A 16,351-nucleotide genomic window follows, 5' to 3' on the forward strand; every position below is an offset into this window, starting at 1 on the left:
TAAAAACTTTCAAAATCCTTGCCGAGCGATATCGTAATCGAGGAAAAAGACTGGGCTTAAGATTCAATTTAATTGCAGGAATCTATAATTTAGAGCTGAGCAAAAAATGAATTATGAAAGAAGTCTAGTAATTACCTGAATAATGGCATATTCAAGTAAATGCAGAAATAAAAAAAACCGATCCTGAGATCGGTTTTAAAATATGTAGATCGATTTAAATGCTGTATTGCCTTATGGTTTATAGAGGCCAAGTTCAATCAAATGCAAACGTAATATACGGCGTAGTTCGAGTACAGCTTCAGGGGTTTCTTGAATCGAATGACCCCCTTTAATGATTTTTTCTGAAACAGCACCCTCTAGATGAGCACTAGTGTATGGTACGATATCATCCGTCATAATATTTTTATCTTGACTGTTGGTGTTATTTCCCATAATTGAATGAAACTTCAAACCCTTACGCGGCTGAATATCTTCAGTGAGCGCGATAAATTTTGATTGATGACTTAAGTCACTTGGTCCATTTTGGATCAAGCCATGGTCAATTTCACGAAATAAATCTTTCAGGTCTTCTTCTTGAGTTAACACATCACCCATGGCCGATAAAAAAGCTCCTGGGAGTTTAATAATTTTTCGAGCGGCTTTGGTAAACCAGCGATCTGCATATTCTGTACCGCGATGAGGTGCAGCTAAAAAAATTGCGCGGCTGAAATTTGGAATATCATCAATCACCATACGCTGCTTCACTACTGGAATATTTCGGTACTGATTTAATTGACGTGAATTCATCATTTTCAAAGCTGCTTGCGTGGTATCGGCTTGGCTGACCAGTAGTCGTGCAATAATGCCGCCCATACTATGACCGACTAGAACAGCATCTTTTTTAGCTGCGGCATTGGCGTCTACTTTGCTAAAGGTCTGAGTCAAAATGGAATAAATTTGGAAGCGGCTTTCAATAATCGGCATATTCGTTGAATAGAAGACTTGCCACACTTGATAATGTTCACGTAGCACTGAATCGCCCATAATATCGTTAGTCAGACGAATCCATGCTTCAGGGCTGCTAGCAAGGCCATGTACCAAGACGATAACTTTCTTGTCAGGATTATATGGTTCAAGCATGTAGAGATGCGGCATCGTCAGTTTTTCATCTCGGTCAATCAGTGATAAATAAGCTGCCTTACCCAAGTTATTTTGTGCTAACCAAAGACCATATGGAGCAGAAAAATTGGCAGCAAGCGCATAGTTTTTATTGGCAATATTGACCTGTTCATATTTATACGGATCGTAAGCTTTAATTTGAAACTCATGTTGATTCAAAATTTGATCAACTGTAGTTGTAGCGCTTAGTGGTTCAGCCGTTAAGGTTGCAGCTAAATAGCGCGCTTGATGGATATTAGGATTTGAACCAGACGGATATTTAAAATCAATCGGGTTGATAATATATTTTGCTTTGCCTGTTTCAATCGTATGTTCTTCGGGTAAAACCACAAGAAATTCGGAGCCAAAACCATCTCGACGGGTAATTGAACGTAAACCTGAGAAGTTAAGGTTATAGGTTGACATCAATTGTTCAATTTTACGATTTTTGAGTTCTGGGTAGTGGCTGAAGTCTATGTGATAGGTGGTTTGTCCGACTTTAATCTGTTGGGTGACTTCTTGCGGCTTATAACGTAGTGCATAGCTGCTAACCAATTTGGCAATCCCTTGATTATAGAAATCACGGATTTGAACTTGACGGTTATCAAAAATACGATCAGCAGGCGCACGTTTGGTTTTAAACATGTACGCATAGCTATAGCGAATACTTTTATCGAGAAGTATCAATTGTTGATCTAAGCACTTATTATAAGTGTCTTGTTCAATTTTTTGTTTTTCTTCAGATTTGTGACTACTGAGCACACCTAACTTGCAGGCTGAAGAAGATTCATATTCTATAGCTTTAGCTAAATATAATTCACTTGCTGTAGAAAGTAATTGTTCATCTTGAATCTGAGGAATTTGTTGTAACTCATCAACACAGGCTTTCGGGTCTTCTGTGCAGGCTTTGGCTTCCCGACCTGTCATCGACAAGACATTTAAACTGGCTTCGCTAAGTTTGTTTCGAGAAATAATACTTTCACGTTCATTGGCAATCGAAACATTGAGTTTTTGATTTTTGACACTGACGACCTGACATCCACTCAGTACGCTTGTACTTATGATTCCAAGGAGCAGTATTTTTTTAATATTTTGCTGCATAAAGAGGCCGCGCATAAGGTTAAGTATTTTCAAATCATACGATAATTGTCAGGATTTTCAATTCACCTTAAATGAAAAAAGACCGTTAAAACGGTCTTTTTTCAAAAGAATTTTTTAAATCGTCAGATTTAAGACGCAGCTTTAGGTGGATTTAAAACTTGCCAAACATTCCAGCGACCTTGCTTTTCAATTTCTTGAATTAAACGATCAGCAACTTCTGCTTCTTGTGGATATTTAACTTTATAGTTCTTTAAAACCTGAATGGCGTTCTTTTTTTGTTCCATGGCAATATAGTTATTTGCTGCAGAAAGATACGCTTCTTGAACACCGGCTTTCATTGCTTTGTCTAAGTATGGAATCGCTTCACGTTGACCACCACCTTCAGATAAACCAAAACCGAACCAGAAGTTTGCTTCTGCATCATCTTGGTTGATTTTTAAAATACGTTGTGCGTAAGTTAATGATTTAGTTGTGTACACAGAACCCAAATCAAGGTTACGTGCCATCACACTGGCTTTAAATGCACGAACTAAAATATCAAAAGAAGCATTGTCTTTAGACGCAAGCGTATCTAATTTTTGCGTAACTTCCTTGAGTTTAAGCTCAAACCCTTTGCGTTCTTGGCGTTGAACAAAACGTGGTGGATAGTGACGTGCTTTACCTTCAACAAGCTGTAAGAAATCATCAATTTCAGTAATGTCGATTTCATTATCACCTGCTAAAGCAGCAAATTTCATCGAACGTTCTTTGCTGTCAACAGTGGGGATAATCAGGCGGTTTTCTTCTAGGGTTAATTGCTTAGATGGGTCGGTTGGGCTAGTTACCACCATCTTAGTCACAGGCTGTGCTGCAGCTTTTTGTAAATTTAATTCAAAAGGAGGTGGTGCATCGTAGTTAAATGGGTTGAGTGCGTAGAAAGGTGGAGTCAGTTCAGGCTCTACAAAAATCATGGCATCTTTAGGAGCATTATTTTTAGTTGGGGCGCTTCCACAAGCGGCAAGGGTTAAAGCAATACAAGCAACTGCCAAGGGCTTAAGCGTCATATGATTCATCCATTAAATTTATTTTATAAAAAAAGCATGTTGGTCAGTCTAAAAAAACTCTGAACAACATGCAAGTTAAAGGCAATTTATTCTGATTGCTTTTGGTTAAGCTTTAGATTGATTACTTTGAGCTTCGCATTCGCGGCGCACATCTTCAATGATTTTAAGTTCTTCCTGACTAAAAGGTTGTTCATTAAGCTGTTGCTTTTTGAACGTTGGGTCAAGGAGAGACAAACGCTGACACAAATTATTCATACGTTTTTCATTGTGCTGAATACGATCTAACAATACACGCATACCTTCTAACATCGGGTCAGTTTGGTCTTGGGTTGCAGCATAAGGCTGGAAACCAATACTTTCTGCATAGTCGCGACGACGTGTTTCCGCTTCATCTTTTGGTTTATCTTTGGTGATAAAGCGTGCTGGATTACCCACAGCAGTAGTATTTGCAGGAACTTCTTTAGTCACGACGGCATTTGAACCGACTTTGGCATTTTTACCCACCGTAAATGGGCCCAAGATCTTTGCACCAGCGCCAACCACTACACCATCTTCCAAAGTTGGGTGACGTTTGCCTTTGTTCCAAGTCGTGCCACCTAAGGTCACACCATGGTAGAGGGTGACATCATCACCAATTTCAGCTGTTTCACCAATCACCACACCCATACCGTGGTCAATAAAGAAACGACGACCGATTTTCGCACCCGGATGAATCTCAATGCCTGTGGCAAAGCGGCTAAAAGAAGACAATAGACGAGCTGAGCCTTTACACTCTTTTTTCCAAAGTTCATGTGCCATACGATGCATGATTAAGGCATGAATTCCTGGATAAGTCGTTAAGACTTCGAGCGTATTTCGTGCAGCAGGATCGCGCGCGAATACAGCCTGTATATCTTCTTTGAGCTGCTTAAGCATTAGATTGATCCTCATTGTCTGTAGATTTTTTCCATGTTCCGTTATTTAAAGCCTGTACTCGGCTAAAGATGCCACGTAATAAGTGGTATTCCATACGATCTAATTGTATACGTCCAAATAGGCGACGCAAGCGTAAAGGTAATAATCTTGGATTTTTTGGATCCATAAATTCAATCTCTGCCAGCATTTTTTCAATATGCGGGTAGAACTGTTCCATCATTTCATGGGTCACCAAAGGTTCGTCCCATTCCATATCGATGTTATTGGTAACATGCATATTGGCATCAGGATTTGCAGTTAACTCAGTATGTGCAAGGGCGGCCATGCGCATTTCATAGCAAATGACTTGAATCGCTTGGGCAACGTTTAAGACGCCATATTCAGTATTTACTGGAATAGTGACATGGTAGTTGGCCATTGCTAATTCTTCATTGGTCAAACCACGGTCTTCACGGCCAAACACCACGGCAATTTCTTGCTGTTGTTCACAGACCGCTTTGAGAGACATTTCGGCAGCAGGGCGAGCGTCGAGTAATGGCCATGGGATGGTACGACTACGCGCACTAGTACCAAAGACAATATGACAATCTTTAATAGCTTCTTCTAATGATTCAACGATTTCAATTTGATCAATTAAATCGACAGCACCGGCAGCCAAAGCATTAATGTCCGGATGCGGGTAAGTCTTCGGTGCAACTAAGACCAACTTTGAAAGTCCCATGGTTTTCATGGCACGTAATGCACTACCAATATTTGCGGGTAATGTTGTATTCACCATGACAATACGCACATGGGAGAGATGTGCTGAAACCGCAGCATTGTCAGTTTGATTCATGATATTTCCAATATGTTTATTTAAAAAAGCAGTTCAAACAGCGTTTAAACTTTAAGAAAATTGATTGGCTTCTGCTTGGTATAAATCCATGGCATCATCCATGCTCATCCCATCTGGCGGTGGCGGAACCTGCGCAGGAATAGAGGCTTGTTCATAACTTACCGCTTTGGCAGCTTTGGATTTGACATGATATTCGACATGCAAAGATTCTTTACCGAAGTAGTCACGCAGCTTAGACAGTAATTCATCTAGTGGGGCAACTTTCCAGTTTAAGCCCAAATGAATGTCGGCCGTCGCATATGGATAGTCAATATATAACTGCACAGGGATATGCGTACACATATCGACATTGCAGAAAGGCAGTAAAATATTTTGGATGTCGCGTGATAGCGTTTTACTAAAATGTTCAGGTGTTAATTTAATTTGAATGGCATTGGCACGTTTTTGACGGATTTCATTCAAACTGAAGGCTTTGGTTAGACGACCCATTGGGCGATCAAAACCTTCACGCTCATAAATTTCACCTTCAATCACCACCACTTTTTCGTTTTGAATCACATCTTTGAAGCGGTTAAAACGTTCGTGATTCGCAGACACTTCAATACGTGCAGTACCATCATCGAGCGTCACCATCATGCGGTTCGGGAAGTTGGCAACATCGACGACTAGGCCTGCAAATACTGTAGTGGTACCACGTCGTGTAGGCGTAAGCTCATTAATGCGCTGTGAAATAAAGGCTTTTAGCTCTGATCGATACACATCGATCGGATGACCTGTTAGATAAAGCCCGAGAGTATCTTTTTCACCTTTAAGACGAACTTCATCAGACCACGGTTTAACAGGTTTAGAAGGTTTACGCTGAACTTCTTCAACTTCACCAAATAAATCCATCATCCCTGTTTCGCGGTTTGAACGGGCTTGCTCAGCCGCTTGTACAGCTTCTGGTAATTGCGCCATCAAGTCAGCGCGTTCTAATCCTAAACAATCCAATGCGCCACCACGAATCAATGCTTCAAGCGTGCGTTTATTGATTTTTTTTAGGTCAATACGATGGCAGAAGTCAAACAGATCTTTATATGGGCCATCTTGGATACGTGAGTCAATCACAGACTGCATGGCAGCTTCACCGACACCCTTGATCGCACCTAAACCATAGACGATGGTTTTTGGATCGCTGGCATGGAAATTATATAAAGACATATTGACCGAAGGTGGCAAGACTTCAAGACCATTAATACGACAGTCATCGATCAAGAACACCACGTTATCGGTATTCTGCATTTCCGAGGTCATCACTGCTGACATAAATTCAGCTGGGAAATGTGCTTTTAACCAAGCGGTTTGATATGCAACAAGGGCATAGGCTGCGGCATGGGATTTGTTAAAACCATAGCCTGCGAATTTTTCCATATAATCGAAGATATGGTTGGCCGTATCTGCATCAATACCTTTGGTTGCAGCACCTTCAGTAAAGATCTGACGGTGCTTAATCATTTCTTCGACTTTCTTTTTACCCATGGCACGACGAAGTAAATCCGCGCCACCCAAGCTATAGCCAGCACAGAACTGCGCTGCCTGCATTACCTGTTCCTGATACACCATAATGCCGTATGTCGGTTCAAGGACACTTTCTAGTAATGGATGTAAGTATTCAAACTCGCCACCATGCATACGGTAAATAAAGTCAGGAATCAGATCCATCGGGCCTGGACGGTATAAAGACACGAAAGCAATAATTTCTTCGAACTTACTTGGACGTGCCTCTTTCAGCATTTTTTTCATGCCGACGGATTCAAACTGGAAGACTGCTGTGGTATTTGCATCTGCGAACACAGCATAGGCAGGTTTGTCATCCAAAGGAATCAAGGAAATGTCGACAGGTGTAGTGATATCTGGACGGGCATTAATGTGCTTAATGGCATCTTCAATTACCGTTAAGTTACGTAAGCCCAAGAAGTCGAATTTTACTAGGCCTGCAGCTTCCACATCGTCTTTATCGAATTGGGCTACACGGTTAGTTCCATCTGCATCACACAGTACAGCGGAATAGTCGGTTAACTTGGTTGGTGCAATTACCACACCACCGGCGTGTTTACCTGTATTACGGGTAATGCCTTCAAGTTTGAGTGCCATTTCCCAAATTTCGGCTGCATCGTCGTTATCAGGATTTGATGGGTTGGTGACAATATCTTTTAGCTGTGGTTCGGCCTCAATGGATTCTTCCAAACTTAAACCTAAAGGCTTGGTCGGAATCATTTTAGAAATACGGTCAGCCAAACCATAAGATTTACCTAAGACACGGGCTACGTCACGAATTGCACCTTTTGCCGCCATGGTACCGAAAGTTGCAATCTGAGAGACCGCATCTCGACCATAAGTGCGTGCAACATAGTCAATAACACGGTCACGACCTGCAATACAGAAATCGACGTCAAAGTCGGGCATCGATACACGTTCAGGGTTTAAGAAACGTTCGAACAGTAGGTCATAACGTAGTGGGTCTAGGTCGGTAATTTTTAAACTATAGGCAACCAAGGAACCTGCACCCGAACCACGGCCTGGACCAACAGGGACGCCATTACCTTTAGACCATTGAATAAAGTCCATGACAATTAGGAAATAACCTGGGAATTGCATGGTCAGGATGATCCCAACTTCATAAGCCAAACGTTCATCATAAGGCTTACGAATTTCTGGCCAGTCGTCACCACGTTGTTCGACAGGGTACAAATGCGCTAAACGTTCTTCTAAACCTTCTTTTGATAAATGTTCAAAATAGGTGTCAATTGTATGACCTTCAGGAATTGGATAATCGGGAAGGTCATGGAAGCCTAAACGTAATGACACATTACAGCGTCGCGCAATGTGATAGGTATTTTCTATAGCCGTTGGAATGTCTGCAAACAGCTCCGTCATTTCCTCGGCAGTTTTAAAATACTGTTCAGGACTGTAATTTTTAGGGCGACGATTGTCACCGAGGACATAGCCATCGGCAATACAAACGCGTGCTTCATGTGCCTCGAAATCTTCTTTACGAATAAAATGCACATCGTTATGAGCAACCACACCAATGTTAAATTTCTTCGCAAGTTTTACTGCTTCGTGAATAAAGTCTTCTTCACCCGAGCGCTCAGTTCGTGTAATCGCTAGATAAACACGATTGCCAAATTTTTCGACCCATTCAGCTAACAGTGGTTCAGCTTTTTGCGGGTTGGAAGAGCAAAGCATTTTGCCGACATCACTTTGCATACCCAGTAAAACAATCAAGTCTTGGTGTTGATTTAAAATCCAATCTTTTTTTACGCAAGGAATATCAAGCTGTTGACCTGAAATATAACCTTCAGAAACCAACTCTGTTAGACTGCGCCAACCTTTATTGGTCATCGCTAGAAGAGTAGCTTTGTGTTCAGCATCATTCAGACGAATGGTTGAACCAAATATGGGTTTAATGCCTTTATCTAAGCACTTTTTATAGAATTTTACAGCAGCATGTAGATTTGAAAGGTCAGTAATGGCCAGAGCGGGCATTTCATCTGCAGCTGCAGCTTTTACAAGATCAGGTATACGTACAATAGATTCAGTAATGGAAAATTCTGTAAAAATACCAAGATGTACAAAGTGCATAGATGAGTCCCTGCGAAAACAGCTGCTGATTTTAGCATGCTCTGAGATCAAACTTGCGTTTATTGCATGGCTTTATGCAGATTTATAAATTCACTGTTTAATCAATAAACGCTGTATGACAAGCACCATTTAGCAAGCAATACCTTGATTAACTGAAAGAGCTATTAATTTGCTATTTTTAAAGTTGAAGACTAGATTGCCAATTTAGGGTAAATCATAGTTATGCGGCTCTTTCAGCACGGATTTTGCATGAGTCGATGAGAGTAAAATCACATATGCAACTTCATTTGGATTGGCCAATTTTGCACTTTCGGGAAAGTCTTTTACAAATTGTTGATAGTCATATTGGCTTATCAGATGTTTTGACCCAATTTGAATTTTATCGCGTATTTGCGTGGAGTTATCCCATTCCATCCAAACATCCCCTTTGGTTTGTCCAAGTTGGGCGAAGCTGCTTTTATTTTTATAGAATGAATCATTTTTAACTTGAGGATTGTCCTCAGCATAAATTTCAAATTTTAGAAATTTACCTTTTGATGTGACATGAAATTCAGTATTGCCGGTACATTCTGAATATTCATATTTAAGCTTTACTGGATTTTTGCTGATTAATGCATTTGCTTTTGATGCAGGCAAGGGTAAGGCTAAGTCAACATCATTTACCTTAATACTAGTTAGATAGTCATAATCAGCAATGGATGCAGATGCTGCTGAAGTGATGAATATCCCCGTTGTGTAAAAAGTTAAGCGGAAAATTTGTGTTAGCAGTATTGTTTGCATGGAGAATATAAAATTCTATTCTTTTGATATTTTGTACTCATTCAAGTTTTTGTAAACGTAATATTGAAGGTTATATTTTAAATTTTATGGTGTTGCTAATTTGCCGTCAAAATAATTTAAAATTAAAAAGAATTTTGGTTTAATTGCGGTATTAAAAACTAAATTTTAGAATCTAAGAAACTAAAAAGCCCTCCGAGGAGAGCTTAAATATATGAATTATGCAGGCTTAGCGCAGTTTTGATAACCAGTCCCCCAGACTTTGAACAATTTGTACCAAAATCAACAATACAATGACGGTCATGATGACCACGCTACTATCAAAACGTTGATAACCATAAGAAATGGCAAGATCACCGATACCGCCTGCACCTACTGCACCCGCCATGGCTGTTGCACCAATTAAGCTAATGGTTGCAGTCGTTAAGTTTAAAATTAAAGAGCTACGAGACTCTGGTAGGACAAATTTAGTAATGATTTGCAGCGGAGATGCACCCATCGCTTGAGCAGACTCAATGATGCCGTCATTCACTTCAAGCAACGAAGTTTCAATCAGACGACCAATGTAAGGACCAACATAGATTGTGAGAGGAACAATTGCAGCCCAAGTACCAATTGAAGTACCCACAATGACTTTGGTCAAAGGGATGACCGCAATCAGGAGGATAATAAATGGCAATGAACGCAGCGCATTCACAATCGGGTTCAAACCATGGTAGATGACACGGTTAGGCAAAATGCCTTGTGGACGTGAGACATATAAAATCACGGCCTGGATAAAACCCCAAATACAGCCAAAGAGCATGGCAAAGAACACCATGTGAAAAGTTTCTTGTAGGGCAGTGACGAACTGATCCATGGACAAAGAACTTTTCCAAAAGGGTGCTGTAATTTGAGTCAGCCATTGAACAATTAAATCTCTCATTGCTGAACTCCTGCTTGAGTGACTTCAACGCCATGTTGTTCTAAGAACGCCACCGCTTGTTGAATCAATGCTGCATCACCTAATAGCTGAACGAACATTTGCCCAATTACCGCACCATTAATTTCAGTCATATTGGCAAACAAAATATTCAGGCTAATATCAAACTGTTTAATTACCGCCTGAATGACAGTTTCTTGTGCCGAACTGCCCAGAAATTTTAAACAATAAATACTGTTATGGTTTTGATTTTCTAGATTATTTAAAATAGTAACAGGAAGCTGTTGCTGCAATACAGTTTGAATAAAGTTTTTGGTTGTAGTGTGTTTTGGCTGACTAAAAATCTCTAATGTTGATCCGTGTTCGATGATTTTCCCTTGTTCCATCACCGCAACATAATCACAAACAGATTCAATCACATCCATTTCATGGGTGACCATCACAATAGTAATGCCTTGTTCTTGATTGATTTTCTTTAATAACGCCAATACCGATTTGGTAGTTTGCGGATCGAGAGCTGATGTTGCTTCATCACACAGTAAAATTTTAGGATGATTGGCAAGCGCACGGGCAATCCCGACACGTTGTTTTTGGCCACCAGAGAGCTCATCTGGATAGGCATTTTTCTTATGTTTTAGGTCAATAAATTCGAGCAACTCTTCTAAACGTTTTTGGCGTTCAGCTTTAGACACACCTAAAAGTTTAAGCGGCATTTCAATATTTTCTGCAACTGTTTTGGTTTGCAGTAAATTGAAGTGCTGGAAGATCATGCCAATATTGGTTCTTTCTTGACGTAGCTCTGCCGAATTTAAAGCAGTAAAGTCTTTATCATGAATAATAATTTGCCCTTCACTAGGACGTTCTAGCAAATTAATTAAACGGATTAAGGTACTTTTGCCTGCACCACTGTAGCCAATTAGACCGAAAATACAGCCATCTGGAATGTCCAGATTAATCTGATCCAGTGCTGTAACGGTTTGGCCTTTAAGCTCAAAATGCTTGGAGATATTTTTAAATTGGATCATAGCGTCAAAAAAGGTTCAGAAATGAAAAAACAGGCAAAGTAAACTTTGCCTGTTTATTTGAAGAAATTATATTACTATTTTGCTTCAGTGAGGTAGCTAGTTGGTTTGTTTACATCAATTTTAGTACCACCAAAATGTTCATCGATGTAAGTTTTAACTGCTGGAGTGTGATAAAGCGCGCCTACTTTTTGTAGAACTGGGTCATTTTGACGGTCAGCAGCAACAGCAAGAATGTTCACGTTCATTTTTGTACTTTGGTCGATTGGCTCATAGTAAACCGCATCTTTCAGTACGTTTAAACCACCTTCCATCGCAAGGGTATTACCCAAAACAATCGCATCAACTTCGTCTTTAACACGAACAGCAGTCGCCATTTGAATTGGTTTGATTACGATTTTCTTCGCATTTTCAGTTACGTCATCAGGTGTACCTTTTACATCGTCAAAATCAGCTTTAAGTTTGATTAAGCCAGCAGATTGAAGTAGTAACAATGCACGCGATTCGTTTGCGCCATCATTTGGAATCGCGATTGTTGCACCTGTTTTGAACTCTTCAAGTTTTTTGACTTTGCTTGAATAGATACCCATTGGCTCTAAATAAGTAGTCGAAAGCGGTGCGATTTTATCTTTATTGTTGTCATTAAACGCAACCATATAGGCATATGACTGGAATGCATTAACATCAATTTCTTTGTTCGCTACAGCAGTGTTCATAGACACATAGTCAGTAAAGTTTTTCACTTCAAGTTTAATGCCAGCTTCTTTGGTTTCAGGAAGCGTAGCAATATAGCGCCAAATATCAGCATCTGAACCAGTCGAAGCCATGGTAACAGTTTGCACTTCTGCAGTGTCTTTTTGTTGTGCGGCGTCAGTTGCAGGAGCTTCTTGTTTACCACAGCCTGAAAGGCCCACAGATAAACCGAGAACTAATCCTAGGAGCTTTTTCATATATTCACCCGAGTAAATTTATAAAATTAATAAATTCACAAATCATATTATGGAGAGATTTACTTAAGTCTTTTATCAGACAGGCTGATAGATGCTTAATAATTTAAAATGCTACACAGACTTATACAATTAGATCTGAATCTATTTCCAAATGGGAAAAGATAGCCATTGCAAGCTGCTGTAAACAAAAGATTTAATAAAGCAAATCTCTATATTTCGCTAGGCATCATATCAATTTTTTATTATTCAATATAGTGATTTAAAAAGTTATGCTTAGCACCAAAAATGTATATGGAATATGTTTAATTAAATAATTTAATAAGTAAAAACAATATATTATTTATAATTAAACTATTTAAGTGCGTCATTTGTATAAGTTTAGGTCTATATAACAAATTTTAAAATGTATTGCTGAAAAAATGATAAAAATGAAAAAGTCCTGTCATACACAAAATTTGTAACATTCATGTGTGAAAATAACGAAGTGCTCCAATCTAATCTGCATTGAAATCTTTATTGATACATTTACAGTTCAACTCTGATTCATGGTTTTTCAAAATCTTAGATCTAAATCTGAGGAAGATTGAATCCGCTACATTGTTTAATATAAGCTGCTTTATAATTGATCATAATAAATTGCTATGTGCGGCACGCTATGTTAAATCAGTTTGATTTCGTCTCAATTGTAAAAAGCCTACAGTACATTATGGCGGTAGATCGGTGAGCCATGTTTTAAAAATGGAAGATGGTAGTCAAAAAACCATCGGTGTATTTTTACCTTCAGAGCAATCCATGACGTTTGAGGCGCATGTGAAAGAACGTGTTGAAATCACATCAAGATAGTGTGTTGTGCAAATTGGGGAGCAGGGCGAGTTTGTTCAATATAATTCTGGCGAAAGCTTTATTGTTCCACAAGATTCAATTTTTAAAGTGCAATGTACCGATGTTGTCGACTATGTATGCCATTTTGATTAAGCATGCTTAGACAAGTTTGCAGTTGCTTCAGCTTACACCTCAAGATGTTTTAATCGCTAGTGATCGAATTTGATATTTTTTCTTAACCCTGCATTTAGCAGGGTTTTTTATATGATTTAATGAATGATTTAGCTTTCTTATGCGAAATCCTGTAGTTACTAAAATTAAAGAATTTAACATCACCTATAGTCACTGTTTGGCAGAGTTAATGTGCTTTGGTTTTGCCGTGAATAATTATTGAATTAGCAAAAGGGGATGTGCAAATAATCACTACGCTGTATTTCATACAGCACATGACGGTTTAATGGATGATCCGCTGGTACATGCGGATGATTAAATTCACGGACTTTTTGCATACCAATGCGTTGCATGACATGTTCTGATGGTGTGTTCAAACTTGCTGTAAAGGAAATAACTTTATCTAATCTTAAGTTTCGAAAAGCATGCTTGAGTACAGCTTTTGCGCCTTCAGTGGCATAACCTTGATGCCAATATTGCGGCAGTAAGCGCCAACCAATTTCTGGTGCATCGGCTATTTCAAACTCAGGGGGATGTACATGTAAGCCGATAAAACCAATAAATTCGCCTGTGGCTTTCAATTCAACGGCATATAAACCCCAACCACGTGTTTCTATTGCATCGCGTAGGCGCTGCATAAATGTGGTGGCTTCTGAAGCATCGAGTTTTTTTAGAAAATAACGCATGACGTCGTCATCTGCACACATTTGGATAAATGGGGCAGTGTCGGAGTCTTTCCATTGGCGGAGGATGAGGCGAGGCGTTGCGATAAACTGATTCATGCTAATTCATCTTTATCTTTTAATTGCTTTGCTTTCTAATAAATATAGTTCATTAATCAATAAAAATTCACGTATTTGTTGTGAATAAGGCTTATCAACTTCACTATGTGCACGTTCATTTCTATAAGCAGTAAATATATTGGTAAATAGACAACCTAGGGCATTTGAAACCTTTTCATTGTTTGTATCCCATGAATAAATTGATTTGCGTTGTTTATCTGAAATGAATGCGGTTTTTAAAAGACTGTTAGAAAACAGACTATGATCATTAATTTTATCTTTGACAATATCTTCTAATCTTGTATATGCCGTTAAGATTGAGTAATTGGGATCATCATTAAATTTAAGAGCAAGATCGAAAATTCGAGAATCAACCAAGTGGAAAGGTAATTCTGTTGGATAGAAACGGTCATTATTGATTTGGTATTCCGTAGTTTTATAAATTGCATAGATGTATTCGTATATGTTAATTGGCCTTACAACTCTAGCTGTGAACATTGTTTCAAGATCTGCATCTGATAATGAACTATGATTTACTTTCTTCATTAATTTTTCAGAAATATTAATTTCTTCAACTTCTATATTGTGCTTTAAAAGAAGTTGCAGTGATGATGCTAATCCTTTAGGTCCTTCACCAGAATAGCCTGAACTAAAGCCTGATCTGATAATGTAAGTATTTCTATTAGATTTGATTAAATATGCATGTATTTGATTGCAAGATAAAAGTAATGCTTTTTCAATATATGTTTGAGTTTGGAGAATGACACCAATAGCGTCTAAACAATCTTGAGTATAAGGTGTCCCTAAATATTGTATTTCTTCAGATGGTCGATTAAATAAATTAAAGATCATTTTAATAAAGTATTTGTTTGATATTTAATTGAATATATCAAAAAAAACCCGCACTCGGCGGGTTGTTTATTTAATTTAAATTAAGATTAAGCATTTTCACGCGCAATCGCACGGTAACCAATATCTTTACGGTATTGAACGCCGTCAAACGTTACTTTTTGGCACAGCTCTAAAGCTTTCGCTTGCGCTTCGCCAATGGTGTTGCCTAGCGCAGTCACACAAAGCACACGACCGCCAGCAGTCACAATGTCACCATTCTCAAGTGCTTTTGTACCCGCATGGAATACTTTCGCATCAGCCATTTCAGTGTCTAAACCTGAAATTACATCACCATTGCTTGAAGTTTCAGGGTAGCCACGTGACGCAAGTACGATACCTACAGTCTTACGCTCATCCCAATCTGCTTCTTTTGGTAAGTTACCTGCAATACCAGCTTCAACAAGGTCAACTAAAGATGATTTTAAACGCATCATAATTGGTTGAGTTTCAGGGTCGCCAAAACGGCAGTTGAACTCGATCACTTTAGGCTGACCTTGTTCATCAATCATTAAACCTGCGTATAAGAAACCTGTATACACGTGACCGTCTTTTTTCATACCTTCAACGGTAGGACGCATCACTTCATTCATGGTTTTTTCAAATACGTCAGCCGTCACCACAGGAGCAGGAGAGTAAGCACCCATACCGCCCGTATTTGGACCTTGGTCGCCTTCAAAGATACGTTTGTGATCTTGAGAAGTCGCCATCGGCAAGATGTTGTCGCCATCAATCATACAAATGAAAGACGCTTCTTCACCCGCAAGGAATTCTTCGATCACTACACGTGAGCCAGCATCACCAAATTTGTTGCCTGCAAGCATGTCATCAATCGCATCAAATGCTTCTTGATTGGTCATGGCAACGATCACGCCTTTACCCGCAGCAAGGCCGTCAGCCTTGATTACAATCGGCGCGCCATTTTTTTCAACAAATGCTTTTGCTGCATCTACTTCTGTAAATACATCATAGAAAGCAGTTGGAATGTTGTGGCGTTTTAAGAAGTGCTTCGCAAATGCTTTAGAGCCTTCAAGCTGTGCAGCAAATTGAGTTGGGCCCCAAATTTTTACACCCGCTTCACGGCAAGCATCCACCACACCATTGACTAGTGGTGCTTCGGGGCCAACCACGATCAAATCAACTGCATTATTTTTTGCAAAGTCGATAATCGCAGCATTGTCTAAAATATTTAGTGCAACATTTTCGCATTTATTTTCAGTTGCAGAACCCGCATTACCCGGTGCTACAAATACTTTTGCGACTTTGTCATCTTGTGCGATTTTCCATGCTAATGCATGTTCACGACCGCCATTACCCAAAACTAAAATATTCATCGGTTCATACTCCATGAATCGAAAATGA

At 39.3% G+C, this 16,351-nt stretch carries 12 protein-coding genes and 2 pseudogenes; 2 read left to right on the forward strand and 12 right to left on the reverse strand.

Annotated elements, in window-relative coordinates; translation table 11 throughout:
• Positions 1-110: pseudogene (locus FTU62_RS05895) on the forward strand (IS5/IS1182 family transposase); the annotation flags it as partial.
• A 121-nt stretch (positions 111-231) separates the two neighbouring features.
• On the opposite strand, the gene FTU62_RS05900 reads toward FTU62_RS05895, so the two are convergent.
• From FTU62_RS05900 to FTU62_RS05940, 9 genes are all read right to left on the reverse strand, one after another.
• Positions 232-2,238: a triacylglycerol lipase gene (locus FTU62_RS05900; RefSeq protein WP_180094456.1), complete on the reverse strand. Its 2,007-nt coding sequence runs from the start codon at positions 2,236-2,238 to the stop codon at positions 232-234.
• A 128-nt stretch (positions 2,239-2,366) separates the two neighbouring features.
• Positions 2,367-3,281, reverse strand: coding sequence for an ABUW_2363 family tetratricopeptide repeat lipoprotein (locus FTU62_RS05905; RefSeq protein ID WP_078193555.1), 915 nt, complete (start codon positions 3,279-3,281; stop codon positions 2,367-2,369).
• A gap of 105 nt (positions 3,282-3,386) precedes the next feature.
• Positions 3,387-4,196 (reverse strand): serine O-acetyltransferase, encoded by an 810-nt coding sequence (cysE, locus tag FTU62_RS05910; protein WP_180088464.1) that lies wholly within the window; start codon positions 4,194-4,196, stop codon positions 3,387-3,389.
• Complete coding sequence (locus FTU62_RS05915) at positions 4,189-5,031, reverse strand: RNA methyltransferase (protein WP_180023821.1); 843 nt, start codon at positions 5,029-5,031, stop codon at positions 4,189-4,191. The genes cysE and FTU62_RS05915 overlap by 8 nt, the downstream gene beginning before the upstream one ends.
• A gap of 51 nt (positions 5,032-5,082) precedes the next feature.
• The gene (dnaE, locus tag FTU62_RS05920; RefSeq protein WP_180102145.1) at positions 5,083-8,655 is read right to left on the reverse strand and encodes a DNA polymerase III subunit alpha; all 3,573 of its coding nucleotides are present in this window, start codon (positions 8,653-8,655) and stop codon (positions 5,083-5,085) included.
• A 204-nt stretch (positions 8,656-8,859) separates the two neighbouring features.
• Positions 8,860-9,435: a hypothetical protein gene (locus tag FTU62_RS05925; RefSeq protein ID WP_257223077.1), complete on the reverse strand. Its 576-nt coding sequence runs from the start codon at positions 9,433-9,435 to the stop codon at positions 8,860-8,862.
• A gap of 226 nt (positions 9,436-9,661) precedes the next feature.
• Positions 9,662-10,357: a methionine ABC transporter permease gene (locus tag FTU62_RS05930; RefSeq protein ID WP_078188742.1), complete on the reverse strand. Its 696-nt coding sequence runs from the start codon at positions 10,355-10,357 to the stop codon at positions 9,662-9,664.
• Entirely contained in the window at positions 10,354-11,379 is a 1,026-nt protein-coding gene (locus tag FTU62_RS05935) for a methionine ABC transporter ATP-binding protein (protein WP_180102146.1), read from the reverse strand. Before FTU62_RS05935 ends, FTU62_RS05930 begins: the two co-directional genes overlap by 4 nt.
• A 74-nt stretch (positions 11,380-11,453) precedes the next feature.
• Entirely contained in the window at positions 11,454-12,326 is an 873-nt protein-coding gene (locus tag FTU62_RS05940) for a MetQ/NlpA family ABC transporter substrate-binding protein (RefSeq protein ID WP_180102147.1), read from the reverse strand.
• 655 nt (positions 12,327-12,981) lie between these two features.
• On the opposite strand from FTU62_RS05940, the pseudogene FTU62_RS05945 reads away from it, so the two are divergent.
• Positions 12,982-13,301: pseudogene (locus FTU62_RS05945) on the forward strand (pyrimidine/purine nucleoside phosphorylase).
• 242 nt (positions 13,302-13,543) lie between these two features.
• On the opposite strand, the gene FTU62_RS05950 reads toward FTU62_RS05945, so the two are convergent.
• The 3 genes from FTU62_RS05950 to purD form a co-directional block, all read right to left on the reverse strand.
• Positions 13,544-14,101, reverse strand: a complete 558-nt coding sequence (locus tag FTU62_RS05950; RefSeq protein WP_180102148.1) for a GNAT family N-acetyltransferase — start codon at positions 14,099-14,101, stop codon at positions 13,544-13,546.
• 12 nt (positions 14,102-14,113) lie between these two features.
• Positions 14,114-14,953 carry a TIGR02391 family protein gene (locus FTU62_RS05955; RefSeq protein WP_180007760.1) on the reverse strand — a complete coding sequence of 280 codons (840 nt, stop codon included), beginning with the start codon at positions 14,951-14,953 and terminating at the stop codon, positions 14,114-14,116.
• 86 nt (positions 14,954-15,039) lie between these two features.
• Positions 15,040-16,323, reverse strand: coding sequence for a phosphoribosylamine--glycine ligase (gene purD, locus FTU62_RS05960; protein WP_180102149.1), 1,284 nt, complete (start codon positions 16,321-16,323; stop codon positions 15,040-15,042).
• Positions 16,324-16,351: the final 28 nt, after the last annotated feature.

The sequence above is a fragment of the Acinetobacter sp. YH12126 genome, assembly GCF_013418745.1.
Classification (GTDB): domain Bacteria; phylum Pseudomonadota; class Gammaproteobacteria; order Pseudomonadales; family Moraxellaceae; genus Acinetobacter; species Acinetobacter amyesii.

Bases quoted from the DNA above. Each gene is read 5' to 3' on its own strand.
- FTU62_RS05935 (WP_180102146.1), bottom strand. From the start codon at position 11,379: ATGATCCAATTTAAAAATATCTCCAAGCATTTTGAGCTTAAAGGCCAA.
- FTU62_RS05900 (WP_180094456.1), bottom strand. From the start codon at position 2,238: ATGCAGCAAAATATTAAAAAAATACTGCTCCTTGGAATCATAAGTACA.
- FTU62_RS05905 (WP_078193555.1), bottom strand. From the start codon at position 3,281: ATGACGCTTAAGCCCTTGGCAGTTGCTTGTATTGCTTTAACCCTTGCC.
- FTU62_RS05940 (WP_180102147.1), bottom strand. From the start codon at position 12,326: ATGAAAAAGCTCCTAGGATTAGTTCTCGGTTTATCTGTGGGCCTTTCA.
- FTU62_RS05925 (WP_257223077.1), bottom strand. From the start codon at position 9,435: ATGCAAACAATACTGCTAACACAAATTTTCCGCTTAACTTTTTACACA.
- dnaE (WP_180102145.1), bottom strand. From the start codon at position 8,655: ATGCACTTTGTACATCTTGGTATTTTTACAGAATTTTCCATTACTGAA.
- purD (WP_180102149.1), bottom strand. From the start codon at position 16,323: ATGAATATTTTAGTTTTGGGTAATGGCGGTCGTGAACATGCATTAGCA.
- cysE (WP_180088464.1), bottom strand. From the start codon at position 4,196: ATGCTTAAGCAGCTCAAAGAAGATATACAGGCTGTATTCGCGCGCGAT.
- FTU62_RS05955 (WP_180007760.1), bottom strand. From the start codon at position 14,953: ATGATCTTTAATTTATTTAATCGACCATCTGAAGAAATACAATATTTA.
- FTU62_RS05950 (WP_180102148.1), bottom strand. From the start codon at position 14,101: ATGAATCAGTTTATCGCAACGCCTCGCCTCATCCTCCGCCAATGGAAA.
- FTU62_RS05930 (WP_078188742.1), bottom strand. From the start codon at position 10,357: ATGAGAGATTTAATTGTTCAATGGCTGACTCAAATTACAGCACCCTTT.
- FTU62_RS05915 (WP_180023821.1), bottom strand. From the start codon at position 5,031: ATGAATCAAACTGACAATGCTGCGGTTTCAGCACATCTCTCCCATGTG.